Here is a 20,950-nt window from a genome sequence, read left to right on the forward strand (position 1 = left end):
TCGACTATCGGAAATCCGCCGGAGGACGCTAGTATGACCGCGATCACATGTCAACCGGCGTCTGGGCGCTGCCCGGGGAGGAGGTCGGCATGCCGGCCCGCATCGCCACCGCGACGGATTCGGCCGGGGTGAAGTCGGCGCGACGCACCATCGAATTGCTGGAAACCTTCGCCGGGTACGAATCCTGGCTGTCGCTGGCCGAACTGCACGCCCGCACCGGCATCCCGCGCTCCAGCCTCCACGGCCTGCTGCGCACCCTGCTGGAAACCGGCTGGCTGCAGGCCGACCGCACGGAAACCCGCTACCGGCTCGGCATCCGCACGCTGATCTGCGGCACCGCCTACCTCGACCGCGACCCGGTGGTGCCCTACGCGACCGAGGCGATGGAGCAGGTCCGCGAGCAGACCGGGTTCACCACGCACTACGCGCGCCGCAACGGAAACGAGGTCGTCTACCTGGAAAGCAGGGAATCCCGGCGCTCGGTGCACCTGATCTCCCGCGTCGGCCGCACGCTGCCCGCGCACGCCACCGCCCTGGGCAAGGCACTGCTGGCCGAGCTGACCCGCGACGAGGTCGCCGCGCTCTGCGCCGGCCCGCTGCCCGCGCTCACCGCGAACACCATCGTCGAACTCCCCGCCCTGCACGCGGAATGCGCGCTGATCCGCGACCGCGGCTTCGCCGCGGAACTGGAGGAGGGCACCACTGGGATCCGCTGCGTGGCCGCCGTGGTGCCCTACCGCATCCCCGGCACCGACGCGATGAGCTGCTCGATGCCCACCGACCAGGCGACCGACGCCGACGCCCGGCACGCCGCCGAGCTGCTGGTGCGCATCACCGCCGAGCTCGGCCAGCGCCTGCGCCGGGCCGGAATCCGCTGAACGCAGAAGGGAAAGCCACGTTGCAGCAACGCATTCTGATCACCGGCGCGGCCGGGGTCGTCGGCACCATGATGCGGTCCCGGCTGCGTCGCGAGGGCCGCGTCCTGCGGCTGCTCGACCGCGCCCCGCTGCCGCCCGCGGAGCCCGGCGAAGCCGTCGAGGCGGTCACCGGAACGCTGACCGACCCGGACGTGATGGCCGCCGCCTGCGACGGCGTCGACGCGATCGTGCACCTCGGCGGCCACAGCCGGGAGAACTCGTGGGCGGAGACGCTCGCGGTGAACATCGACGGCACGCACACCGTGCTGGAAGCGGCCCGGAAAGCCGGTGTCGGCCGGGTGATCCTGGCCTCCAGCAACCACGCCGCCGGGTTCCGCCCGGTCGCCGACGCGGGGCCGGACGGCCTGCCGGCGGATTCGCCCGCGCGGCCGGACACCTACTACGGCGTGAGCAAGGCCGCGATCGAGGCGCTGGGCAGCCTGTACCACTCCCGGTTCGGCATCGACGTGATCTGCATCCGCATCGGCAACTGCTTCGAGCGCCCGGCGGACGCGCGCGCCCTGTCGCTGTGGCTCTCCCCCGACGACGCGGGCCGCCTCTTCGAGGCGTGCCTGGGCCATCCGTCGCCGGGCTACCGCGTGATCTGGGGCGTCTCGGCCAACACCCGCGGGGTCTGCTCCCTGGCCGAGGCGGAGGAACTGGGCTACCGCCCGCAGGACGACTCGGAGCGGTTCGCCGCGGAGGCCGCCCCGTCCGACGCCTCGGCCCGCTACCTGGGCGGCCCGTTCACCACCGCCGCCCTCGGCGAGCCGAACTGACCGCAGTTTCAATTGAAACTGTCATCCTCCGCGCACCGGGACCGACCGACTGCGTGAACAGTATTCATGTATGCGAACGGATCGTTCGGCTGGCTAGGATCGTGGCACTGCCGTCCGCGAAGGAGGATGCCGCGATGCCTCAGCCGGCCGATGTTTCCAGCGCGGCGGGCGGTACCGACGCCGCCGGCGTGAAGTCCGCCCGCCGCGCGATCGACCTGGTCGAGACCTTCGCCGCGCAACCGTCCTGGCTGTCGCTGTCCGATCTGCACGTCCAGACCGGATTCCCGCGCTCCAGCCTGCACGGGCTGCTGCGCACGCTGCTCGACGCGGGCTGGCTGGAGGCGGATTCCAGCAACACCCGGTACCGGCTCGGCGTCCGCGCGCTGATCTGCGGCACGGCCTACCTCGACCGCGACCCGGCGATCCGCTACGCCACCGAAGCGCTTGAAGAGCTGCGCGAGCAGACGGGCTTCACCACGCATTACGCCCGCCTGATCGGAAACCAGGTGATCTACCTGGAAACCCGCGAGTCGGCGAACTCGACGTACCTGACGTCCAAGATCGGCCGCACGCTGCCCGCGCACGCCACCGCCCTGGGCAAGGCACTGCTGGCGGAACTCACCCGCGAAGAGGTGGCCGAGCTCCTCCCCGACCCGCTCCCCGCGCTCACGCCGAAAACCCTGGTGTCACTGGACGACGTCCTCGAGGCGTGCGCGACGGCGCAGGAACGCGGCTACGCGGCGGAAATCGAGGAGGGCACGCCCGGCATCCGCTGCGTGGCGGCGGTGGTGCCCTACCGGATCCCGGGCACGGACGCGATCAGCTGCTCGATGCCGATCGAGCAGACCACGGACGCGAAGGCGCGGAAGGTGGGCGAGCTCCTGGTGAAGGTCACCGCGCAGCTCGCCCAACGCCTCCGCCGCGAAGGCATCCGCTGAAGCACGACAAGGACCCGTGTGCACTTCTACTGCGATAGCGGCACGAAGTGCACACGGGTCAGCGCCTACCCGGCGCTCACGCTCCTTGCCAGCCCGAGCCGCGGGCGGTCGTCACGTACTCCGGCCACGGGTAGTCGTGCGGGGCCTCGAAGTCCTTGGGCAGCAACGGTTCCGGGGCCTCCGTGCGGCGCTCCTCGAACTCCGCCTTGGCCGCCGCCAGGATCTCCGGGCTGCGGGCCAGGTCCAGGAGCGTTCCGGCGATCGTCTTGGCCGCGCACACGATCGTCGGGTCGATCGTCGCCGGGATTCCGCCGAGGGCGTTCATCGCCCAGCTCGGCGTGGGGCGGCCGTCGATCGGGGCCAGCGCCGGGCGGGCGATGTAGAGGCGGGCCGTCGGGGCGTAGTGGGTCATCTCGACGTAGTCGTCGGACGTCCAGTTCCGTTGCGACGGCGGGATGTTCTCGCGCAGCAGGCGTTCCGCCTCGGTCGGCTCGATCAGCTGGGCGCACTCGGCGAGCAGCGGGTTCTCGGTCGGCTCGACGCCGAGCGAGCGCTGCACCTCCCGCGCCACCTCGACCGCCTCCTGGTCGTACTCCGGCGGCCCGACCTGCGCCAGGTTGCGGTAGGTCGCCTCCGCCATCGCGTGGTTGGCCAGGCCCGGCCGGTTCCGCGACACCCAGCGGGTTTCGAGGCGGCAGTGCGCCGTGCGGGCCGCGGCCTCCGCATTCGCGTCGAGCACCCGCAGCACCTGCTCGGCCGTGGCGATGTCCGGGCAGCGCCAGGAGTACTGGATCTGGGCGATCCCCGCCGGGAGGTTGTCCGCGGTGGCGTTGCCGGCGCTCAGGATCGCCTCGGACAGCGACCAGCCGCCGAACGCCGGGGCCATCGAGTCCTGTGTGGACTTCGTCAGCGAGTACATCGTCATCAGCGCGGCGTTCGCGCCGGGCGCGCGGGCCGCCGAGTGGGATGCCGGGATCGGGCTGCCGGGGTCCGCGACGCCCCAGGTTTCCGGTTCGTCGCAGCGGAAGCTGTAGATGCGGCTGTAGTACGCGCCGCAGTGCGTGTCCCACCGGACCGTGTTGCACAGCGGCAGCATGTAGAACGGGTGGAAGCTGATGATCGCGTCCACGTCGTCGTAGTAGCCGCGCAGCCCGTGCACGACCTTGGAACCCTGCACCTTCTCGGCCGGTTCTCCGGTGTAGCGGATCGTGCCGCCGATCCCGTTGCGCTGCATCGCTTCCTTCGCCGCCAGGACGGCTCCCAGGGTGCTGATGCCCAACGCCGAGTGCGGGTCGGTGTGTCCGGGCGCGTGCGGGCTGACGCCGGAGCGCGGTTCGGGGCGCGGCGTGCCTGCCTGGCAGTTGCCCGGCACCGCGTCGTACTCGGCGTAGGTGAGCAGCGTCGGGCCCGGGCCGTTGCGCCAGGTCGCGGAGAACGCCGTGGGCATTCCGCCGCTGCCTTCCTCGACCTCGAAGCCCTCGCTCCGCAGCAGGTCCACGTACCAGGCCGCCGAGCGGTACTCCCGCCACGCGGGCTCGGCCAGCTCCCAGATCCGGCCGTGCCACTCGGACAGCCGGGACCGGTTGCGGTCCACCCAATCCCACGCGGCGGCCTTCGCGGTGTCGCTCATGCCCGGTACGCCACCTCTCCGTCGAGGATCGTGCAGTGCGCGTCGACCTTCCGCAGGTCCTCGGCCGCCGTGGTGCGCAGGTCGTGGTCGAGCACCACGAGGTCGGCGAGCTTGCCCGGCGCGAGCGAACCGAGGCGGTCTTCCAGCCGCAGGGCGTAGGCGGCGTCCAGGGTGTGCGCGCGCAGCGCCTCGTCCAGGCTCATCGCCTGCGCGGCACCGATCTCGCCGCCCTCCCGGGTGCGCCGGCAGACCGCGTTGGCGATGGTCTCCATCGGGCGCAGGCTGGAGACGAACGAATCGCTGGAGAGCACCGGCACCACGCCGGCGTCCAGCTCCTCCCGGATCGGCTGCAGCCGGTGCGCGCGCTCGGGACCGAGGCGGCGCACGAAGTCGGTGCCGCTGTCGTAGAGGAAGTTCGGCTGGTTCACCGCCACCGCGCCGAGATCGGCGAGCATCCGCACCTGCTCCCGGGTCGGGTAGCCGCAGTGCTCGATGCGCGGCCGCGGGTCGTCGCCGGCCACCCGCACGGCCTCGACGAGCCCGTCGATGGTGTTCTGCATCGCGAGGTCGCCCTGCGTGTGCACCGCGACCTGCCAGCCCGCCTCCGAAGCCCGGCGCAGCAGGTCGGTGAGCTGCTCGGGCTGCCAGTACGAGCTGCCGGTGAACTCGCCGCGCTCCCCGTACGGCTCGCGGAACAGCGCGGTGCCGCCGAGCAGGCTGCCGTCGGAGTAGAACTTCATCGCCCCGAGCCGCAGCCAGTCGTCGCCGAACGGGCCCGCGAGGCCGAGCGCGGTGAGGCCGTCGAGCTGGTGCGACAGCGGCATGCAGACGGTGCGCAGCGGCAGCGCGCCCGCGGCCTTCGCCGCCCGGTAGACCAGCATCTCGCGCCGGGACACCTGCGGGTCGCACACCGTGGTGACGCCGGCGGACAGGTAGTTGTCGCGGGCGTCGGCGAGCCAGTCGAGCAGCTGCTCGTGCGGCAGGTCGGTGTGGAAGTTGGGGCCGTGGCAGCCGATGTCGGCGGCCAGCGGCAGCAGCAGCTCCATCGCGCTGTCCAGCACCATCCCGGTCAGCCGGCCGCCCTCGTCGCGGACGAACGCGCCGCCCGCCGGGTCGGCCACGTCGGTGGCGATGCCGCGCCACTTCAGCGCGGCGCTGTTGACGACCGCCTGGTGGCCGGAGACGTGGTAGATGATCACCGGGTGCTCGGTGGTCGCCTCGTCCAGCTGGGCCCGGGTGACCCGGCCCTCCGGGTACTTCGCGTCGTCCATGCCGAACGCCCGGATCCACTGGCCCGCCGGGGCGCTCGCGGCCGCCTTCGCGATCGCCGCCACCAGATCGGCCGCGCTGGACACCCCTGGGCTGCGCACGTTCACCGCCGCCAGCGACTCCGCGGTGGACAGCAGGTGGTTGTGCGGGTCGATGAACCCGGGCACCACGGTCCGGCCGCCGGCGTCGAGCTCCACCGCGCCGGGGCCCGCCGCGGCGCGGACCTCGGATTCCGCGCCGCAGAGCAGGATCTTGCCGTCGCGGATGGCAACGGCCTCCGCGCGCGGCCGGCGCTCGTCCACGGTGCGGACGTCGGCGTGCGTGATGACCAAAGTGGACACGGTTGACCTTTCGAATCGTTCGGGAACTTCATCTCAGGCGCGCTGGGAGACCGCTGTCAGCGAGTCGTCGACCTGCCGGGCCTTGGCCGTGCAGGCGATCGCGACCAGGCACATCGCCACCAGCAGCACCACCACCGGGATCGGGGTGCCGAACGCCGCCAGCAGCGCGGTGCAGGCGATCGGCGCCAAGCCGCCGAAGACCGCCCCGGCGATCTGGTAGGACAGCGAGATGCCGGTGTAGCGGACGCGCGGTTCGAACATCTCCGACAGGATCTTCGGCAGCGGGCCGTACGTGCCGGACATGCCCACGCGCATCACCAGCAGCAGCGCGACGATCAGCGCGACGTTCCCGCTGGGCACCACCAGGAACTGCGGCGCGGCCAGCACGGCCACCGCGATCAACCCGCCGATCACGATCCGCCGGGCGCCGACGCGGTCGCCGAACCAGGCGGTGATCAGCGTCGCGACGATCTCCAGGAACGCCGCCGCGCTCAGCGCGTTGAGCATCACCGTCTCGGACACGCCGATCTCCGGCGTGGTGGCGTAGGCGAGCAGGAACGTCGTGACGATGTAGTACCCGCCGACGGCGACCGGCAGCGCGCCGATGCCCATCAGCACCGACCGCCACGAGGTCCGCAGCACCTCCTTGACCGGGGCCTCGTTCGAGGTGTCCTGCTCCCGCAGGGCCTCGGCGAACACCGGGGACTCCTCCACCCGCAGCCGGATCACCAGCCCCACCAGCACCAGCACCGCCGACGCCAGGAACGGGATCCGCCACGCCCAGCTCAGCAGCGCCTCCTCGCCGAAGGCCGACACGATGCTGAACGCGCCGGTGGCCAGCAGCGCCCCGGCGGAGTTGCCGATCTGCGGGAAGGATCCGAAGAAGGTCTTGCGGTGCTCCGGCGCGTGCTCGACCGCGATCAGCGCCGCGCCGCCCCATTCGCCGCCCACCGCGAGGCCCTGGATGAACCGCAGCACCACGAGCGCGATCGGCGCGAACGGCCCGATGGTGTCGTAGGTCGGCATCAGGCCCACCAGGAACGTCACTGCGCCCATGATCAACAGGGTCGTGACCAGCGCGGACTTGCGACCGACGCGGTCGCCGAAGTGCCCGAACACGATGCCGCCGAGCGGCCGGGCGAAGAACCCGACGGCCAGCACCGCGGAACGAGGCCATCATGCCCACGAACGGGTCGGCGGTGGTCGGGAAGAACAGCTTGCCGAGCACCAGCGAGGCGGCGGTGGCGTAGACGTAGAAGTCGTACCACTCGATGGTCGTGCCCACGAACGATGCGAACGCGGCCCTGACGGCCATTCGCGGTGACGCGGTCGAATCGCTCATGGAGTCCTCCGTCGGCGCTGGGAGCGAGTGCAGCGACTGTAGGACCGCGGGCGGAAAAAAACCCTGGGCGAACCGTACACTTTCGCGGTCTGAGTTGGGCGATTCGCACAAGGGTTGATCTATGGCGCCGCGGATGGCGGATGTCCTGGGCCTGCCGGGACTGGACCTGAGCCTGCTGGCCGGGGCGGGCGGGCTGCACCGGGAGGTGCGCTGGGCGCACGTCATCGAGCTGACCGACCCGGTGCCGTGGCTGCGCGGCGGCGAGCTCGTGCTGACCGTCGGGCTCGGCCTGCCGGACGACCCGCGGGGCCAGCGCGACTACGTGCGGCGGCTGGCCGACGCGGGGTGCGCGGGCCTCGGCTTCCCGCCCGGCGAGATCCGCACGGAGCTGCCGCCCGCGGTCCTGCGGGCCGCCGACGAATGCGACTTCCCGGTGGTGGCGGCCATCGAGAGCACGCCGTTCATCGCGATCACCGAAGCCGTAGCCCAGTGGTACGCCGACCACCGCTCCCGCCAGGAGCGGCAGGCTCTCAAAGCGCAGGACGCGATGGCGCGGGCGGCGCTGCGCTCCGGGCCCGCCGGGATCGTGCGCGAGCTCGCCGCCGGCACCGGCGGTGAGGTGCTGCTGCTCGACTCGGCCGGTCACATGCGCGCGGCGGAGCCGCCGGAGCGCCGCGACTGGCACGAGGCGGTGCGCGCGGCCGTGCGGCGGAGCACGCGCGGAGCACTCGGAACGACCTTCAACGACTGGGAGATCCACGTGGCGAGCACCGGCATCTCCGGCAGCCCGAGCGGCTGGCTCGCGGTGGCGTCCGCGCCGCCGGTCGCCGCGCACGTGCGGATCCTCGCCAACCACGCGGCCAACCTCGTCGGCGTCGGCGTCGAAGGCGTGCGCTCGGCGCGCGCGAAGACCCACCAGCAGCGCGCAGCGTTCTTCGCTGCAGCGCTGGAGGAGAACTCGGCGACGCTGTGGGACCGGCTGGAGGACGCCTGCCCGCTGCCTCCTCCGCCTTACGAGGTGGTGGCGTTGCGCGCCGGCGGCGCCGAGCCGCCGAAGCTGGCGCGCCTCGTGCTGGACACCCTCGCCGAGGTCATCGACGACACGGCGCTGGAGGAACGGCTGGTGGTCTGCCCGCTACCGGAGGCGCTGGTCGCCGTCCTCCCCGACGCGAACCCTAGGACCGGCCGCGCGCTGGCCGAGCGGCTGAACGCGCGGGCCGGGCAGGTTCGCGCGGGAGCGGCTACCGCCCGGGACCGAACCGAGCTGCCCGCGACGATCTACCGCGCCACGAGTGCGATTTCCCGCTCCGAAGACGTCTACCGGCACGCCGACGAGCTCGCCGCGAGCGCCCTGTTCCAAGGCGTCTTCGACGGCCCGGCGGTCGACCGCTTCGTCGACTCCGCGCTGGAACCGTTGCGCCGTCAGGACGAACGCCGCCGCGCGGGCACCCCGAGCCTCGTGGACTGCGTGCGGACTTTCCTGGACGAAGGCCAGAACCTGGAGGCGGCGGCGCGAAAGCTCGACATCCACCGCAACACGCTGCGCTCCCGCCTGCGCACCGCCGAACGCGTCACGAACCGCTCCCTCGACCAACCCCAGGACCGCCTGGAGCTCTGGCTCGCGACCACTCTGGAACGTCCGGACGCGACGGCCGATTACCGCCAGACTTGATCCGCTTTCGCCGGAAGTATTGGGCTCGTCCGAGAAAACGGCGAAACGATCGAGGAAGAGATGAACACGGCACGTTTCGAGTCCAAAGTGGTCTTGGTGACCGGGGCGACCTCAGGCATCGGCGAGGCCACGAGCCGGCGGCTGGCCGCCGAGGGCGCGGCGGTGGTCCTGGGCGCGCGGAGCAAGGACGTCGGCGAGCAGCTGGCGGCCGACATCCGCGGCACCGGAGGCCGGGCGCTGTTCGTGCCTACCGACGTGACGGTGGAGAGCGAGGTCGCGGCGCTGGTGCGCGCGGCGATGGACGAGTTCGGCCGGCTGGACGGCGCGTTCAACAACGCGGGCGCGATCAGCGCGTTCGGCCCCGTGCAGGACATCCCCGCGGAAGGCTGGCGGGCGGACCTGGGCCTGAACCTGGACGGCGTTTTCTACGGCCTGAAGTACGAGATCCCGGCCATCCTCTCCTCCGGCGGCGGCGCGATCCTCAACAACGCCTCCAACGTCGGCGTGGTCGGCATGGGCAGCATTTCGCCTTACGTGGCAGCGAAGCACGCCGTCGTCGGTCTGACCAAGTCGGCGGCGCTGGAGAACGCTCAGCAGGGCGTCCGCGTCAACTCGATCGCCAGCGGCGCGGTCGACACCCCGGCGTTCCGCAGCACGATGGGCGCGACTCCGGAAGGCGAGGCGCAGATCGCCGGTCTCCACCCGATGGGCCGGATCTCCAAGCCCGAGGAGATCGCCGCGTTCGCGGCCTACCTGCTCAGCGATGAGGCGAGCTTCATCACCGGCGCCAACCTGTCGATCGACGGCGGCTTCACCGCGCAGTGAGCGGACCCGCGAGGTCCGAAGACCACAGTTTCAATTGAAATTGTGGCGTGGTCGGCGACGCCCCTCGCGCCGCCGACCACGGCGACCTCACTTCTGCTTGCGCGCGCGGTGCTTGGCAGAGCGGCGCAGCTGCAGAATCCGGGCAGTGCCGACGAGAGCCACTAGCAAAGCACCCGCGAGCACCGCGAAGATCATCGCCACGCCGAGCGGCAGGTTCCCGGCGAGCCACAGGAAATGCACGGTCACGCTCTCGGAGTTCTGCACGATGAAGACGAGCAGGAACACCAGCACGATCACCGCGACGACGACGGAAACCCAGATCCCGCCGGTCCGGGTCCGCTCCAGCCGCTCCTCCTCCGGCCCTCTCCCAGCACCGCCGGCGCCCTCGGTCTTGTCTGCCCCGTTCTCAAACATGCGGATCATCATCAACGCCAAGCGGCCCAGAACCGATCCCGCACGCCACCCCATCGCCCGATCGAGTGACAACGAAGTCCGCCGCAGTGCGTGACGCCCGTAGGTCTCGGCTTCGAGCTCTCGCTGCCGCTCCGCAGCGACCTGCGCACACAGCTGCCAGACACCCATCGAACCCCCCCGAACCGCAACCATGCTGACCGGATTCCCTTCTGTGCCAGTAGAAGATTCCTGCGACGAAAAGGAACGCGGTGATGACAACGGCCTTCGCGAAGCCGTGGAAGGCCGAAACCGAAATCCGGTGGTGCACATCGAGAACAGGCGTTCCGGACAGTTCTTCCACGAACGCGACGACGTGGGCGCGTACCAGGACGCAGTCAGCTGGTTGCGAGACGTGGCTCTAAGCCCGGACGATTCAGCAAAACTCATCGCGAAGGTCATCGGCTGAACCCGATCTTGTCTGAGCGAAGGGCATCTTTGACCGCATAGCCGGCCTTAGATGCCCTTCGTATCGGGGGCTTGCAGGGGTCTGCGCCGACGGTCCGAGAACGGGCCCTGAGCAGCGCCGATAAGTACCTACGTGTTTGGAGACTTCGGGCTGTGCGCGGGCTAGATGCTGCGGCCTGGGACAATGCCCTTCGATAAGGAGGGTTCACGTAGTGACAAACCACGAGGTGCTGCCGCTGCTCGACCAGGTCGCCGACAGCGTGTCCCAGGTAATCGCCCATGCCCGCCCTGAACTAGCCGGAGCTGATCCGGTTGTCCGCCGATCCGAGCACGCCGACTTCCAGTCGAACGCAGCCCTCGCCCTCGCCAAACGCGCCAGCACCAAGCCCGCCGAACTGGCCGAAGCGCTTACCGCTGGCCTGACCGACGACCACGGGCCGATCACGCGCGTCGAGATATCTGGTCCGGGCTTTCTCAACATCACCGTGCCCGACCAGCTCATTTGGTCCCATTTAGCCGCACGATTGGCCAGCTCCCGTCTAGGCATCGGGACGCCGAACACGGGCCAGCGGACCGTCATTGACTACTCCGCGCCCAACATCGCCAAAGAAATGCACGTCGGTCACCTTCGCACCACGATCATCGGCGACAGCCTGGCGCGCGTGCTCGGCTTCCTCGGCGCAGACGTGATCCGTCAGAACCACCTCGGCGACTGGGGCACCCAGTTCGGGATGCTCATCCAATACCTCGATGAGCATCCCGAAGCGACCTGGCACCACGACGAGCTGGAGCCGGGCACCTCGGCCGTGTCCGCGTTGGACGAGCTGTACCGGGCCGCCCGCGGCCTGTTCGACGCCGACCCCGAATTCGCCGACCGCTCCCGCAACCGGGTGGTCGCCCTGCAATCCGGTGACCCGGCCACTGTGGAGCGCTGGAGGGAGATCGTCGCCGAGTCAGAAAAAGCCTTCCGCGACATCTACGACCGCCTCGGTGTCCTGCTCACACCTGAAAACTCGGTGGGCGAGTCGTTCTACAACCACGTCCTCGCCGATGTGATCGACGAATTGACCGAGGTGGGGATCGCGGTCGAAAGCGACAGTGCCCTCGTGATCTTCTCCGAGGAGGTCAACGGTCCGGACGGCAATCCCGCCCCGTTGATGGTGCGCAAGCGCGACGGCGGCTACGGCTACGACACCACCGACCTCGCCACGATCCGCTACCGCATCCACGACCTCGAGGCCGACCACCTGCTGTATGTCACGGACTCCCGCCAGGCGCTCCACTTCCAAATGATCTTCGAGGCCGCTCGGCGCGCGGGCTGGCTCACCGACGACATCGAGGCCGCGCACGTGCCTTACGGAACCGTTCTCGGCCCGGACGGACGGCCGTTCAAGACCCGCGCTGGCGGCACCGTGCGCCTGATGGATCTGCTCGATGACGCGACAGCCCGTGCTCGCGCCGTCGTCCACGACAAGAACCCCGACCTGCCCGCCGACCAACTGGACCAGATCGCCGAGCAAGCGGGCATCGGCGCGGTCAAGTACGCCGACCTGTCCAACTCGCGGATCAAGGACTACATTTTCGACGTCGACCGCATGGTCTCGTTCAACGGCAACACCGGTGTCTACCTCCAGTACGCGCACGCCCGCATCCGCTCCATCCTCCGCAAGGCCGGCGATCCTGACGTGGCGATCGACTCCACGATCGAACTCCATCCCGCCGAACGCGCATTGGCGCTGGAACTGGACGCCTACGGCACAGCACTCGCGGACGTGAGCGCAAGCCTTGAACCCCACAAGCTGTGCGGCTATCTCTACGACCTCGCCCGCGACTTCACCAACTTCTACGAAGCCTGCCACGTCCTCAACGCCGAGGGCCCCGTACGCAGCAATCGGCTAGCCCTCTGCCAGCTCACCGCTCGCACGCTGCAACACGGGCTCGATCTCCTCGGTATCAATGCTCCAGAACGCATGTAACGAGCTCAAGCGATCGACAGGACTTCGGAAGGGTGGTCGGCGTTCATCGCCGCCGTGAAGGGCGACCGCTTCCCCGGCTGAACCTGATCGTGCTTGGGTGAGGGGCACCCATGACCAAGTAAGCGGGTCACGGGTGCCCCTCACTTGTTGAACAACACCGATCGGATCAGGTTCAAGAGCTCGAAGAGGACCATCAGGTCGACGATCGCCAGCGTCAGGTGGGCGCGGACCCAGTTGCGGCGGTCGTTTTCCTTGAGGAGCTTGAAGGTTCGGATGCTCTGGATCACGCTACGCGGCGCACAGGATGCTAGGCCGACCAGTGCTCCGACCGTCGCGAGGTCGCTGATCAGGCTCGTCACCTTGACTCCCGCCGCTTCCGCTCGGCCGGCGACCATCAGCGCCAGGAACGTTCCGGCGAGGGTGCAGATCGCGGTTCGCGACAGCACCAGTTCGACCAGCTGGCGGGTGGAGCGAAGTTCCGGGGTCGGCCGGACGCGGGACGCGCCGAGCCACTGCGTGGCGCACAGGCCGCGCAGGATCAGCCAGATCGCGAAGAGACCGGCTGCGAGCGCGCCGGTTTGGGCCCACTCAGGTGCTTGGTCCCGCGACCACGTCATCCAGATGTCGGGTTTGATGACGGCGAAGCAGCCGAGCGCCAGGACGACGACGAGCCATGGCGGCTTCGGGCCGGACGACCGCTCTTCGGGAACCTCGTCGGGTTCCGGAACCGTTCGGGGCGGAGCAACTGTGGTCCGGCCAGCAGGGCCGCGCCTCTGCTTCTTCCGCTTGTTGTTCGCCACGTGCCCCGCTATTCACCGGCCCCGATCGTTCCAGCGACCGAATTTACCAGCCAGGCGCGCTCGCTCCGACGAGAATCAGGAATGCACTCGCGGCTGGCTTCTCCGGTGCTACAACCGCACTTCGTCGTTTTGGTGTTGTTCTTGCCGCACGTCGGTGGAACGCTGGGGCCTGTCCGTGTCCCTCCCTCCGGGTGTTGGTTTCGTTGTTCGCGGGGCGTTCAGGGGTGATTCAGCAAAGCGATTCGCGTGCGTCGTCATCAGCCGTTGAGGTGCATCGAGCAAGTACGGAGGGAGAACTCGATGTTCAAGCCTGATGGGCGGTCGGTGGGCGCGGGATTGCTCGCGATGGCCCTGGTGGTGACCTGTCCCGGGACCGGTGTTGCCGACGGTGCCGCTCCAGATCCGGTACGAGATTGGAAGCGCACCGACGTGTCTCCGGGAGTGACCATGTACCAGGGGGAGGTGCACGGCAGGGCCGGCGCCGACTTCTGGACCGTGACCGTTCGATTCGCCACCCCGAACGGTCCTGAGCATCTGGCGGCCGAGGCTGATGCTCGGGCGCTGGCGGGCAAGCTCCGCAGCGGCGGGTTCGAGCCGAGGGTGGAGCGTGTCGACTGGACGTCCCGGGTCGATGTCGCCCCGGGAGCGGTCGGGTGGCGGGTCCGGACCGGCGGATTCGGCGGCCGGGATCAGGCTGCGGAGCTGGAGCGGAAGGTGGACGACACGGGCTTCGACGGCATCGTCGAGTGGACCGGCGCGGACGCCCTGCCGGACACCGGCATCGCCCGCACCACCGTCGCGATCGTCGACCCGGCGCAGTTCGACGGCGAACTGGTCGCCGACTACGGGACGTCGGTCGCAGGCCGGGAGAAGCTGACCGATATGTCGGCGCGACGGGACGCGATCTTCGGCATCAACGCCGGATTCTTCGTGATGGAGGACAAGGACGGCATCCCAGGAGCCTCCGCGGGAATCGCGGCCTACAACGGTCGACTGCAGAGCGCGGCGACGAACGGCCGCGTCGGGCTGATCCTCGCCGGAGACGGCTTGCGTCCGCGGATCTCGAAAATGTCCACGGACATCACCGCAACCGCTCGCGGGCAGCGCCGTCTGGTAGACGGGATCAACCGCATTCCAGGCAAGATCCGCAACTGCGGCGGCGTCGGCGGCGACAGCCCGACCGAGCGGCCGCAGCACGATGTGACCTGCACGGACCCGGACGAACTCGTCCTTTTCACCGACGAGTTGGGAGCCCCGACCCCGGCAGGCAACGGCGTGGAAGCCGTTCGCGATCGAACCGGCCGGGTCACCGAGGTCCGTCCGTCGGGCGGGCTGGTTCCGGCCGGAGGCACAGTCGTGCAGGGATTGGGCGAAGCTGCCCACTGGCTGTCCGCGAATGCGCGGCCAGGCGAACCGCTTCTGGTCGACCAGCAGATCCACGACGAGACCGGCCGCCCCGTGCGCCTCGGACCGAGCGACGACATCATCAACGGCGGGCCAGAACTGGTCCGCAACGGTCAGGTCCGGGTCAACCTCCAGGAGGACGGGATCATCCACGACTCCCCGACCTTCGCCTACATCTGGGGGCTCAAGCGCAACCCGCGAAGCATCATCGGTGTCGATGCGCGGGGCCGGATCATCCTTGCAACGACCGAAGGTCGCATGCCTGGTTTCAGCGACGGATGGGGGTTGCAGGAGGCCGCCGAGTTCATCCACTCCCTAGGTGCCGTCGACGCAATGGCGCTCGACGGCGGAGGCTCGGCCGGAATGGTCGTCAACGACGACATGGTGACGACACCGTCCGACGCGACCGGCGAGCGCGCCATCGGCGACGCGTTGTTCCTGCTGCCTCGCCGCTGACCGTGAACGACGGGGCATCCCGCCGCTCGGATGCCCCGTCTCTTCATGGTCCAATTTGGACTGACGCGGTTGGCGCCACGGCCGGGACGCCAGGCCCCGACATCCACAACGAAGCCCGCAGGTCAGGGGCGTGACAGGACGTCGTGCACTCGGTCTCCGAGGAGCACGTCGTTGTCGCGGTCGATCCACTGGCGGCGCAGGACCGCGAGCGCCGTCGACATGTTCAGACCGTTGATACCGGGAAGCGCACCGATGTCTTCGGTGACGAACCGGGACAGGTGGTCTTCGTCGCGGAACACCGCGTGGTGGGTGATCGATGCCGGTCCGGCAGTCATCACCGTGAAGCGGCCGGACGGGTGCGCGCCCAGCGCTGCCAGCACCGCGGGGATGTGCTGTGGCTGGACATCGAGGGTGATCAGCGCCGTGAGCGGGAAGCCGAGGACGGCTGGTTCGATCTCCACCCGGGGGCGGGCGGCGCCCGCTTCCAGCACCGATTGGATCAGCCGGTACGCGGTCGAGCGGCTGACGTCGAGTTCGCGGGCGGCTTGTGCCGCGGAGATCCGGCCGTCGTCGACGAGCAGGCGCAGCGTGTTGAACTCGGCTTCGTTGAGCGGCCCGACGCTCTCCGGTGGGGAGCTGGGGTCGGCGTCGGCGTGCTCTCGCAGCGCAGCGGTTTGCTCGCCGGTGAGCCGGTTCAGGTGCCACGCCACGGCCTGGCGCGCCGTGCGCAGCACGAGGTGCGACTCGATGGACGCGATGCCCGGGATGGCGGGCAAGGTGTGGGTCAGCAGGCGGCGCAGGTCCGTTCCCGCCAGCGGGTAGATGGTGCAGTAGATATCCGCGTCACCACTGATGATCATGACGGACTGGGCCTCCGGCACCTCCTGGATCGCTGCCGCGACACCGGAGGTCATGCCGGGCTCGCACTTGATCCACACCACGTAGGGGTTGGCGGTGAGGATCAGCGACCAGTGCACGGTCGAGATGAAGCGCAGGAGCCGGCTCTCCTGCAGCCGCTGGATTCGCCGGCCGACCGTGCTCGCCGAGGTGCCCAGGATCTCCGCAACGGCGTTCAGCGGCGCCCGGGGCGTGAGCTGCAGCGCGGCCACCAGATCGAGGTCCGCGTCATCCAGTGTTTGCAAAACCTCACCTCAAGTTGAACGGTTATCCCGCTTTCGTAGCTTACTTGACACAAGCCTGCATATAAATATTGGATGCTGGATCAAATCACCGTCTGACGTAAGTGGAGGGGTCCTTGAGCGAGGTGACGACTCGACGACGTTCGGTGACGTCGTTGGTGATGCGCGTGCTCAACGTGGTGGACCGGGTCGGGAACAAGCTGCCGCATCCCTTCTGGCTCTTCGTGATCCTGAGCGCGGTGGTGGTGCTGGCGAGCTGGCTGCTGGCCGCGCTCGGCGTCTCCGCGATCTCCCCGGTGGACGGCAAGGAGGTCGGGGTCAAGAGCCTCGTCTCCGGCGCCGGGGTCCAGATGATGCTCGGCGACCTGATCAAGAACTTCGTGAACTTCCCGCCGCTCGGGATGATCGTGGTGGTCATGCTCGGCGTGGCCATCGCGGACAAGACCGGGCTGCTGGCGGCGATGATGCGGGCCGCGCTGGCCAGGGTGCCCGCCGGGCTGGTCACCTTCTCCGTCGCGCTGACCTCGATGTTCGCCCACCTGGCGTCGGATGCCGCGTTCGTGGTGATGATCCCGCTCGGCATGATCGTGTTCCGGGCCGTGGGCCGCAGCCCGATCATCGGCGCGGTCGTGGCCTACGTCGCCGTCGGCGGCGCCAGCAGCATCAGCCCGGTGATCGAGGCGTCGGACGCGGTCTTCGCCGGACTCACCACGTCGGCCGCGCACACCATCGACCCGGGCTACCTGGTCACCCCGGTGTCCAACTACTACTTCTCGGCGGCGTCCTCGCTGCTGCTGGCGGTCTCGATCACCGTGGTGACCGAGCTCGTCGTCGCCCGCCGGGTCGCCGCGATGAACGCCGTCGAGCCGGAGCTGACCGATGTCGACGAGCTGCCCGACATGTCCCTGTCCGCCGCCGAGCGCACCGGGGTGCGGCGGGCGCTGATCGCCGCGGCGCTCTTCCTCGCCGCGGTGGTGCTCGCCGTGCTGCCGAGCGGCTCGCCGCTGCGCGGCGATGGCGGCTCCATCGTGGACTCCCCGCTGATGGAGAACGTCGCGGTGATCATGATGCTGTTCTTCATGGTCATCGGCACCGTCTACGGCCTGACGGTGAAGACCATCAGCTCGGCCAAGGACTTCCCGGAACTGATGGGCCAGGGGCTGCGCGAACTGGTCCCGGTGCTGGTGCTGTTCTTCGCGGTCTCGCAGTTCCTCGCGTACTTCAAGTGGACCAACATCGGCCAGGTCATCGCGATCTCCGGCGCCGGCGTGCTGGACTCGATCGACGCGCCGCCCGTGGTGATCTTCGTGAGCGCGGTGCTGCTGATCAGCGCGCTGAACCTGCTGCTCACCAGCGGTTCGGCGATGTGGGCGCTGGTCGCCCCGGTGCTGGTGCCGATGCTGATGCTGCTGGACATCCACCCGGAGACCACCCAGGCCCTGTTCCGCGTCGCCGACGCGCCGACCAACAGCCTCACGCCGATGAGCCCGTACTTCGTCATCGCGCTCGGATTCATCCGCCGCTACCGCCCGTCCGCCGGGATCGGCACCCTGATGTCGCTCGTGCTGCCGCTGGCGCTCGTCAACCTGTGCGTCTGGGTCCTGATGTTCCTGGCCTGGTACGCGCTCGGCATCCCGCTCGGCCCCGGCGTTCCCGTCCGATGAACCACCCCCGATGCAGGAAGGCGCACGAATTGTCCGCGAAGCCCTTGTCCACGTGGTGCCGAGACCGGCTGGACGAGCTGCTCGGCGATGTGTCGATGCTGGTGCACCACGAGTCGCCGAGCAGCGAGAAAGCGTTGCTGGACAAGACAGCCGACTCGATCACGACGTGGCTGCGGGACCGGCTCGGCGCACCGTCCCGGCTCACGCGGCACGAACACGCCGCGCACGGTGACCTGCTGGAGGTGACCTACGCCGGCTCCACCGAAGCGCCCGTGCTCATGATCGGCCACTACGACACCGTCTGGCCCGCGGGAACCGTGGACGGGTGGCCGTTCGCCGTGCGGGAGGACGGGACGGCGACCGGGCCGGGCATCTACGACATGAAAACCGGCCTCGTCACCGGAGTCTGGGCGCTGCTGGCGCTGCGCGCGTTCGACCTGCCGTGCCCGACCGTCCGGTTCATGTTCAACGGCGACGAAGAACTCGGCAGCCCGATGTCCCGCCCCCACATCGAACGCGCGGCGCCGGACTGCTTGGCGACGCTGGTGCTGGAACCGGGCGTCGGCTGGGACGTCAAGGCGGAGCGCAAGGGCGTCGGGATCTTCACCGTCACCGCGCACGGCGTGGAGGCCCACTCCGGGAACAACGCCACCGACGGCGCCAGCGCGGTCCACGCGCTCGCCGAGATCATCTACCGGCTCGCCGGCGAAGCCGACCACGAGCGCGGCACCACGATCAACGTCGGCACGATGAGCGGCGGCACCGCCCGCAACGTCATCGCGGGCAGGGCCGGCTGCCTCGTTGACATCCGGATCAGCGACCAGGCCGAGGCCGACCGGATCGACGCGGTCTTCGCCGGGCTCCGCGCCGGCGACCCGCGGGTGCGGGTGGAGGTCGACGGGAAGTGGAGCCGCCCGCCCATGCGGCTCACCCCGGCGAGCAGGCGGCTGTTCGGCCTCGCCGACGAGGTCGCCGCGTCCGTGCGCGCGCCGCTCGAACCGATCAGCGTCGGAGGCGGCAGCGACGCGAACTTCGTTTCCGCACTTGGCCTTCCGGTGCTCGACGGGCTCGGTGCCAGCGGCGACGGCGCGCACGCCCTGCACGAGCACGTGATCGTCGACGACATCCCGGACCGAGTCGCACTCGTCGCCGGACTGCTGAGCCGAATCGCCGAGTGAGCCGGTGCGGGCTTGGCGCTGGTGCCAAGCCCGCACCGGCCGCTACTAGGCCCAGCGGGAATGGCCCTCGTTCACCAGGATGTTGGCGTTGGTGGCGAGGAGCTCGAACGGATCCAGTTCGGTGGAGTCGATTTCGGCCACGTGCCAACGGATTCCCGATGCGCCGCGGAGCGCCGCGGCGATGTCGACCTTTCCGGTGCCGATCGTCGTCTGGGGCGCTCCGGGCAGGGCTGGGCCGTCCTTGAGGTGGACCGCGACGGCCCGGGAGCCCAGGGACGCCAGGACCGACGCCGGATCGGCACCCGCCGCGACCGCCCAGTAGACGTCGAGTTCCGCGAGCAGGTCGTCGCCCGCGCGGGACCAGAAGCGGTCGAAGCCCGTGGTGCCGTCCGGGAGTTCGGCCCATTCGAACCAGTGGTTGTGGTAGCCCAGGCGCAGATCGGCCGCGACCGATTCTGCCGCCGAGCCCAGGGTTCCGGCGAGGGCGTCGACCCGGGCCGGGTCGGCGAAGGTCTCCTCGCCGAAGCCCGGGACCAGGCGCGGATGCGGGACGAACGCCGTGTCGGCGCCCAGGATCGCGCACTCCTCCACCAGCTCCGCCACGTCGCCGGGCAGCCCGGCGTGCACCGCCGACACCGCCAGGCCCGCCGCGTCGAGGCCGGCGCGCAGGGCGCGGGCTTCGGCCAGGCGATCGGCCGGCGGCTTCTCCGGGGAGCCGAGGCCGAACGGCTCGACGTAGCGGAAGCCGATCTCGGCCAGCCGCGCCAGGGTCGCGTGCCGGTCGGTCGCCAGTTGTTCGCGGACGCTGTAGAGCTGCACGGAAAGCAAGGCCATCTCCGGCTCAGCCGACGATCAGCGGGCGCAGGGTCCGGTGCGCGATGTTCAGGCCCTGGGTGATGCGCTCGTCGTCGCCGCCCCACACCGGGTCCTCGTGCTCCACCGACAGCGTGCCCGTGAAGCCGTGCTCGTAGAGCCGGTCCACGACGCGCGTCCAGTCGACCTGGCCCAGGCCCGGCACCCGGTAGCGCCACCAGCCCATGTCCCAGGGGTTGCCGCCCTTGTCCACCTTGCCGAAGAAGCCGTAGCGCTGCCGCGCCCCCGGGTCCAGCTCCACGTCCTTGGCCTGGGCGTGCACGATGCGGTCGATGTAGGGCGCGATGGTCTCGACCGGGTCGATGCCGATCCACGTCAGGTGCGACGGATCCCAGTTCAGGTACAGGCCGAGGCCGAACATCCACTCCCACAGCTCCGGCGAGTACGCCAGGTTCCCGGGATAGCCGTCCGGGTGCCAGCCCTCCATCACGCAGTTCTCGACGATGATCTTCACGTCCCGCTCGCCCGCGTACTCGACGAGTTCCGGCAGCACCCGTTCCGCTTCGGCGAGGTTGTCGGCCACCGGCTTCGTCCAGTCGCGGCCCACGAACGTGCCGACGTAGGGCACGCCGAGCGCCTGCGCCGCGTCGATCGCGTGCTTGAGGTGCGTGCGGATCTCCTCGCGCCGCGCCGGGTCGGGGTGGAGGTTGTTCTCGTAGTAGGCGAACGCCGACAGCGCCAGGCCGTGCTTGTCGAACAGCGCGAGGGTCTCGTCGACCTCGCGCGGGCCGAAGTCGGCCACCGGCAGGTGCGCGGCCTCGAAGTCGCGGCCGCCGGTGCCCGGCCAGACGGCGACTTCCAGCGCCTCGTACCCGGCCTGCGCGGCCCAGCCGGCGATCCGGTCCAGCGTCCACTGCGGAAGACACGCGGTGAGCATTCCGAGCTGCAT

18 protein-coding genes are annotated in these 20,950 nt (G+C 69.8%); 10 read left to right on the plus strand and 8 right to left on the minus strand.

The features are described 5' to 3' along the window. The first annotated feature begins 89 nt into the window (after positions 1-89). The 3 genes from AB0H93_RS36730 (at position 90) to AB0H93_RS36740 (ending at position 2,634) form a co-directional block, all read left to right on the plus strand. On the plus strand, positions 90-878 hold the full coding sequence (locus AB0H93_RS36730) for an IclR family transcriptional regulator (protein ID WP_358579784.1): 789 nt from the start codon (positions 90-92) through the stop codon (positions 876-878). Positions 879-898: 20 nt separating this feature from the next. Further along, positions 899-1,696 (plus strand): NAD(P)-dependent oxidoreductase, encoded by a 798-nt coding sequence (locus AB0H93_RS36735; protein ID WP_358579697.1) that lies wholly within the window; start codon positions 899-901, stop codon positions 1,694-1,696. A 134-nt stretch (positions 1,697-1,830) separates the two neighbouring features. Beyond that, entirely contained in the window at positions 1,831-2,634 is an 804-nt protein-coding gene (locus AB0H93_RS36740) for an IclR family transcriptional regulator (protein WP_358579700.1), read from the plus strand. 76 nt (positions 2,635-2,710) lie between these two features. On the opposite strand, the gene AB0H93_RS36745 is transcribed toward AB0H93_RS36740, so the two are convergent. From AB0H93_RS36745 to AB0H93_RS36755, 3 genes are read right to left on the minus strand one after another with little or no spacing between them, the layout of a single operon-like run. Continuing rightward, positions 2,711-4,264: a hypothetical protein gene (locus AB0H93_RS36745; protein WP_358579703.1), complete on the minus strand. Its 1,554-nt coding sequence runs from the start codon at positions 4,262-4,264 to the stop codon at positions 2,711-2,713. Continuing rightward, positions 4,261-5,874 carry an amidohydrolase gene (locus AB0H93_RS36750; RefSeq protein ID WP_358579705.1) on the minus strand — a complete coding sequence of 538 codons (1,614 nt, stop codon included), beginning with the start codon at positions 5,872-5,874 and terminating at the stop codon, positions 4,261-4,263. Before AB0H93_RS36750 ends, AB0H93_RS36745 begins: the two co-directional genes overlap by 4 nt. Before the next feature lie 33 nt (positions 5,875-5,907). Beyond that, a complete protein-coding gene (locus tag AB0H93_RS36755) occupies positions 5,908-7,035 on the minus strand; it encodes an MFS transporter (protein WP_358579707.1) in 1,128 nt (375 codons plus the stop codon). A gap of 314 nt (positions 7,036-7,349) precedes the next feature. Between AB0H93_RS36755 and AB0H93_RS36760 the strand changes: the two genes are divergently transcribed. Both AB0H93_RS36760 and AB0H93_RS36765 read left to right on the plus strand, forming a co-directional pair. Further along, a complete protein-coding gene (locus tag AB0H93_RS36760) occupies positions 7,350-8,888 on the plus strand; it encodes a PucR family transcriptional regulator (RefSeq protein ID WP_358579709.1) in 1,539 nt (512 codons plus the stop codon). Between the two features lie 60 nt (positions 8,889-8,948). Beyond that, positions 8,949-9,713: a glucose 1-dehydrogenase gene (locus AB0H93_RS36765; protein WP_358579712.1), complete on the plus strand. Its 765-nt coding sequence runs from the start codon at positions 8,949-8,951 to the stop codon at positions 9,711-9,713. An 87-nt stretch (positions 9,714-9,800) separates the two neighbouring features. On the opposite strand, the gene AB0H93_RS36770 is transcribed toward AB0H93_RS36765, so the two are convergent. After that, entirely contained in the window at positions 9,801-10,295 is a 495-nt protein-coding gene (locus AB0H93_RS36770) for a LapA family protein (protein WP_358579715.1), read from the minus strand. Positions 10,296-10,317: 22 nt separating this feature from the next. Here AB0H93_RS36770 and AB0H93_RS36775 point away from each other — a divergent pair, with 22 nt between their 5' ends. Then, entirely contained in the window at positions 10,318-10,572 is a 255-nt protein-coding gene (locus tag AB0H93_RS36775) for a Scr1 family TA system antitoxin-like transcriptional regulator (RefSeq protein WP_358579717.1), read from the plus strand. Between the two features lie 211 nt (positions 10,573-10,783). Beyond that, positions 10,784-12,547, plus strand: coding sequence for an arginine--tRNA ligase (gene argS / locus AB0H93_RS36780; protein ID WP_358579720.1), 1,764 nt, complete (start codon positions 10,784-10,786; stop codon positions 12,545-12,547). A gap of 140 nt (positions 12,548-12,687) precedes the next feature. Here the strand turns inward: argS and AB0H93_RS36785 are convergent, their stop codons facing one another. Continuing rightward, complete coding sequence (locus tag AB0H93_RS36785) at positions 12,688-13,347, minus strand: hypothetical protein (RefSeq protein ID WP_358579722.1); 660 nt, start codon at positions 13,345-13,347, stop codon at positions 12,688-12,690. Positions 13,348-13,794: 447 nt separating this feature from the next. Here AB0H93_RS36785 and AB0H93_RS36790 point away from each other — a divergent pair, with 447 nt between their 5' ends. Then, positions 13,795-15,207 (plus strand): phosphodiester glycosidase family protein, encoded by a 1,413-nt coding sequence (locus tag AB0H93_RS36790; protein WP_358579724.1) that lies wholly within the window; start codon positions 13,795-13,797, stop codon positions 15,205-15,207. Positions 15,208-15,329: 122 nt separating this feature from the next. Here the strand turns inward: AB0H93_RS36790 and AB0H93_RS36795 are convergent, their stop codons facing one another. Further along, positions 15,330-16,349: an Lrp/AsnC family transcriptional regulator gene (locus AB0H93_RS36795; protein WP_358579726.1), complete on the minus strand. Its 1,020-nt coding sequence runs from the start codon at positions 16,347-16,349 to the stop codon at positions 15,330-15,332. A gap of 158 nt (positions 16,350-16,507) precedes the next feature. On the opposite strand from AB0H93_RS36795, the gene AB0H93_RS36800 reads away from it, so the two are divergent. Further along, on the plus strand, positions 16,508-18,010 hold the full coding sequence (locus AB0H93_RS36800; RefSeq protein ID WP_358579786.1) for an AbgT family transporter: 1,503 nt from the start codon (positions 16,508-16,510) through the stop codon (positions 18,008-18,010). 29 nt (positions 18,011-18,039) lie between these two features. Further along, positions 18,040-19,188, plus strand: a complete 1,149-nt coding sequence (locus tag AB0H93_RS36805; protein WP_358579729.1) for a M20 family metallopeptidase — start codon at positions 18,040-18,042, stop codon at positions 19,186-19,188. A gap of 45 nt (positions 19,189-19,233) precedes the next feature. Here the strand turns inward: AB0H93_RS36805 and AB0H93_RS36810 are convergent, their stop codons facing one another. Both AB0H93_RS36810 and AB0H93_RS36815 read right to left on the minus strand, forming a co-directional pair. Continuing rightward, complete coding sequence (locus tag AB0H93_RS36810) at positions 19,234-20,022, minus strand: sugar phosphate isomerase/epimerase (protein ID WP_358579732.1); 789 nt, start codon at positions 20,020-20,022, stop codon at positions 19,234-19,236. A 7-nt stretch (positions 20,023-20,029) separates the two neighbouring features. After that, a complete protein-coding gene (locus tag AB0H93_RS36815; protein ID WP_358579735.1) occupies positions 20,030-20,950 on the minus strand; it encodes a sugar phosphate isomerase/epimerase in 921 nt (306 codons plus the stop codon).

Origin of the sequence: Saccharopolyspora sp. NPDC050642 (assembly GCF_040654735.1) — a bacterium.
GTDB lineage: Bacteria > Actinomycetota > Actinomycetes > Mycobacteriales > Pseudonocardiaceae > Saccharopolyspora > Saccharopolyspora elongata.

Excerpts from the sequence above, each read along its gene's own strand:
- AB0H93_RS36800 (WP_358579786.1), top strand. The coding sequence starts at position 16,508 with ATGCGCGTGCTCAACGTGGTGGACCGGGTCGGGAACAAGCTGCCGCAT.
- AB0H93_RS36745 (WP_358579703.1), bottom strand. The coding sequence starts at position 4,264 with ATGAGCGACACCGCGAAGGCCGCCGCGTGGGATTGGGTGGACCGCAAC.
- AB0H93_RS36790 (WP_358579724.1), top strand. The coding sequence starts at position 13,795 with ATGTACCAGGGGGAGGTGCACGGCAGGGCCGGCGCCGACTTCTGGACC.
- AB0H93_RS36760 (WP_358579709.1), top strand. The coding sequence starts at position 7,350 with ATGGCGGATGTCCTGGGCCTGCCGGGACTGGACCTGAGCCTGCTGGCC.
- AB0H93_RS36810 (WP_358579732.1), bottom strand. The coding sequence starts at position 20,022 with ATGGCCTTGCTTTCCGTGCAGCTCTACAGCGTCCGCGAACAACTGGCG.
- AB0H93_RS36740 (WP_358579700.1), top strand. The coding sequence starts at position 1,831 with ATGCCTCAGCCGGCCGATGTTTCCAGCGCGGCGGGCGGTACCGACGCC.
- AB0H93_RS36730 (WP_358579784.1), top strand. The coding sequence starts at position 90 with ATGCCGGCCCGCATCGCCACCGCGACGGATTCGGCCGGGGTGAAGTCG.
- AB0H93_RS36815 (WP_358579735.1), bottom strand. The coding sequence starts at position 20,950 with ATGCAGCTCGGAATGCTCACCGCGTGTCTTCCGCAGTGGACGCTGGAC.
- AB0H93_RS36770 (WP_358579715.1), bottom strand. The coding sequence starts at position 10,295 with ATGGGTGTCTGGCAGCTGTGTGCGCAGGTCGCTGCGGAGCGGCAGCGA.
- AB0H93_RS36775 (WP_358579717.1), top strand. The coding sequence starts at position 10,318 with ATGCTGACCGGATTCCCTTCTGTGCCAGTAGAAGATTCCTGCGACGAA.
- AB0H93_RS36765 (WP_358579712.1), top strand. The coding sequence starts at position 8,949 with ATGAACACGGCACGTTTCGAGTCCAAAGTGGTCTTGGTGACCGGGGCG.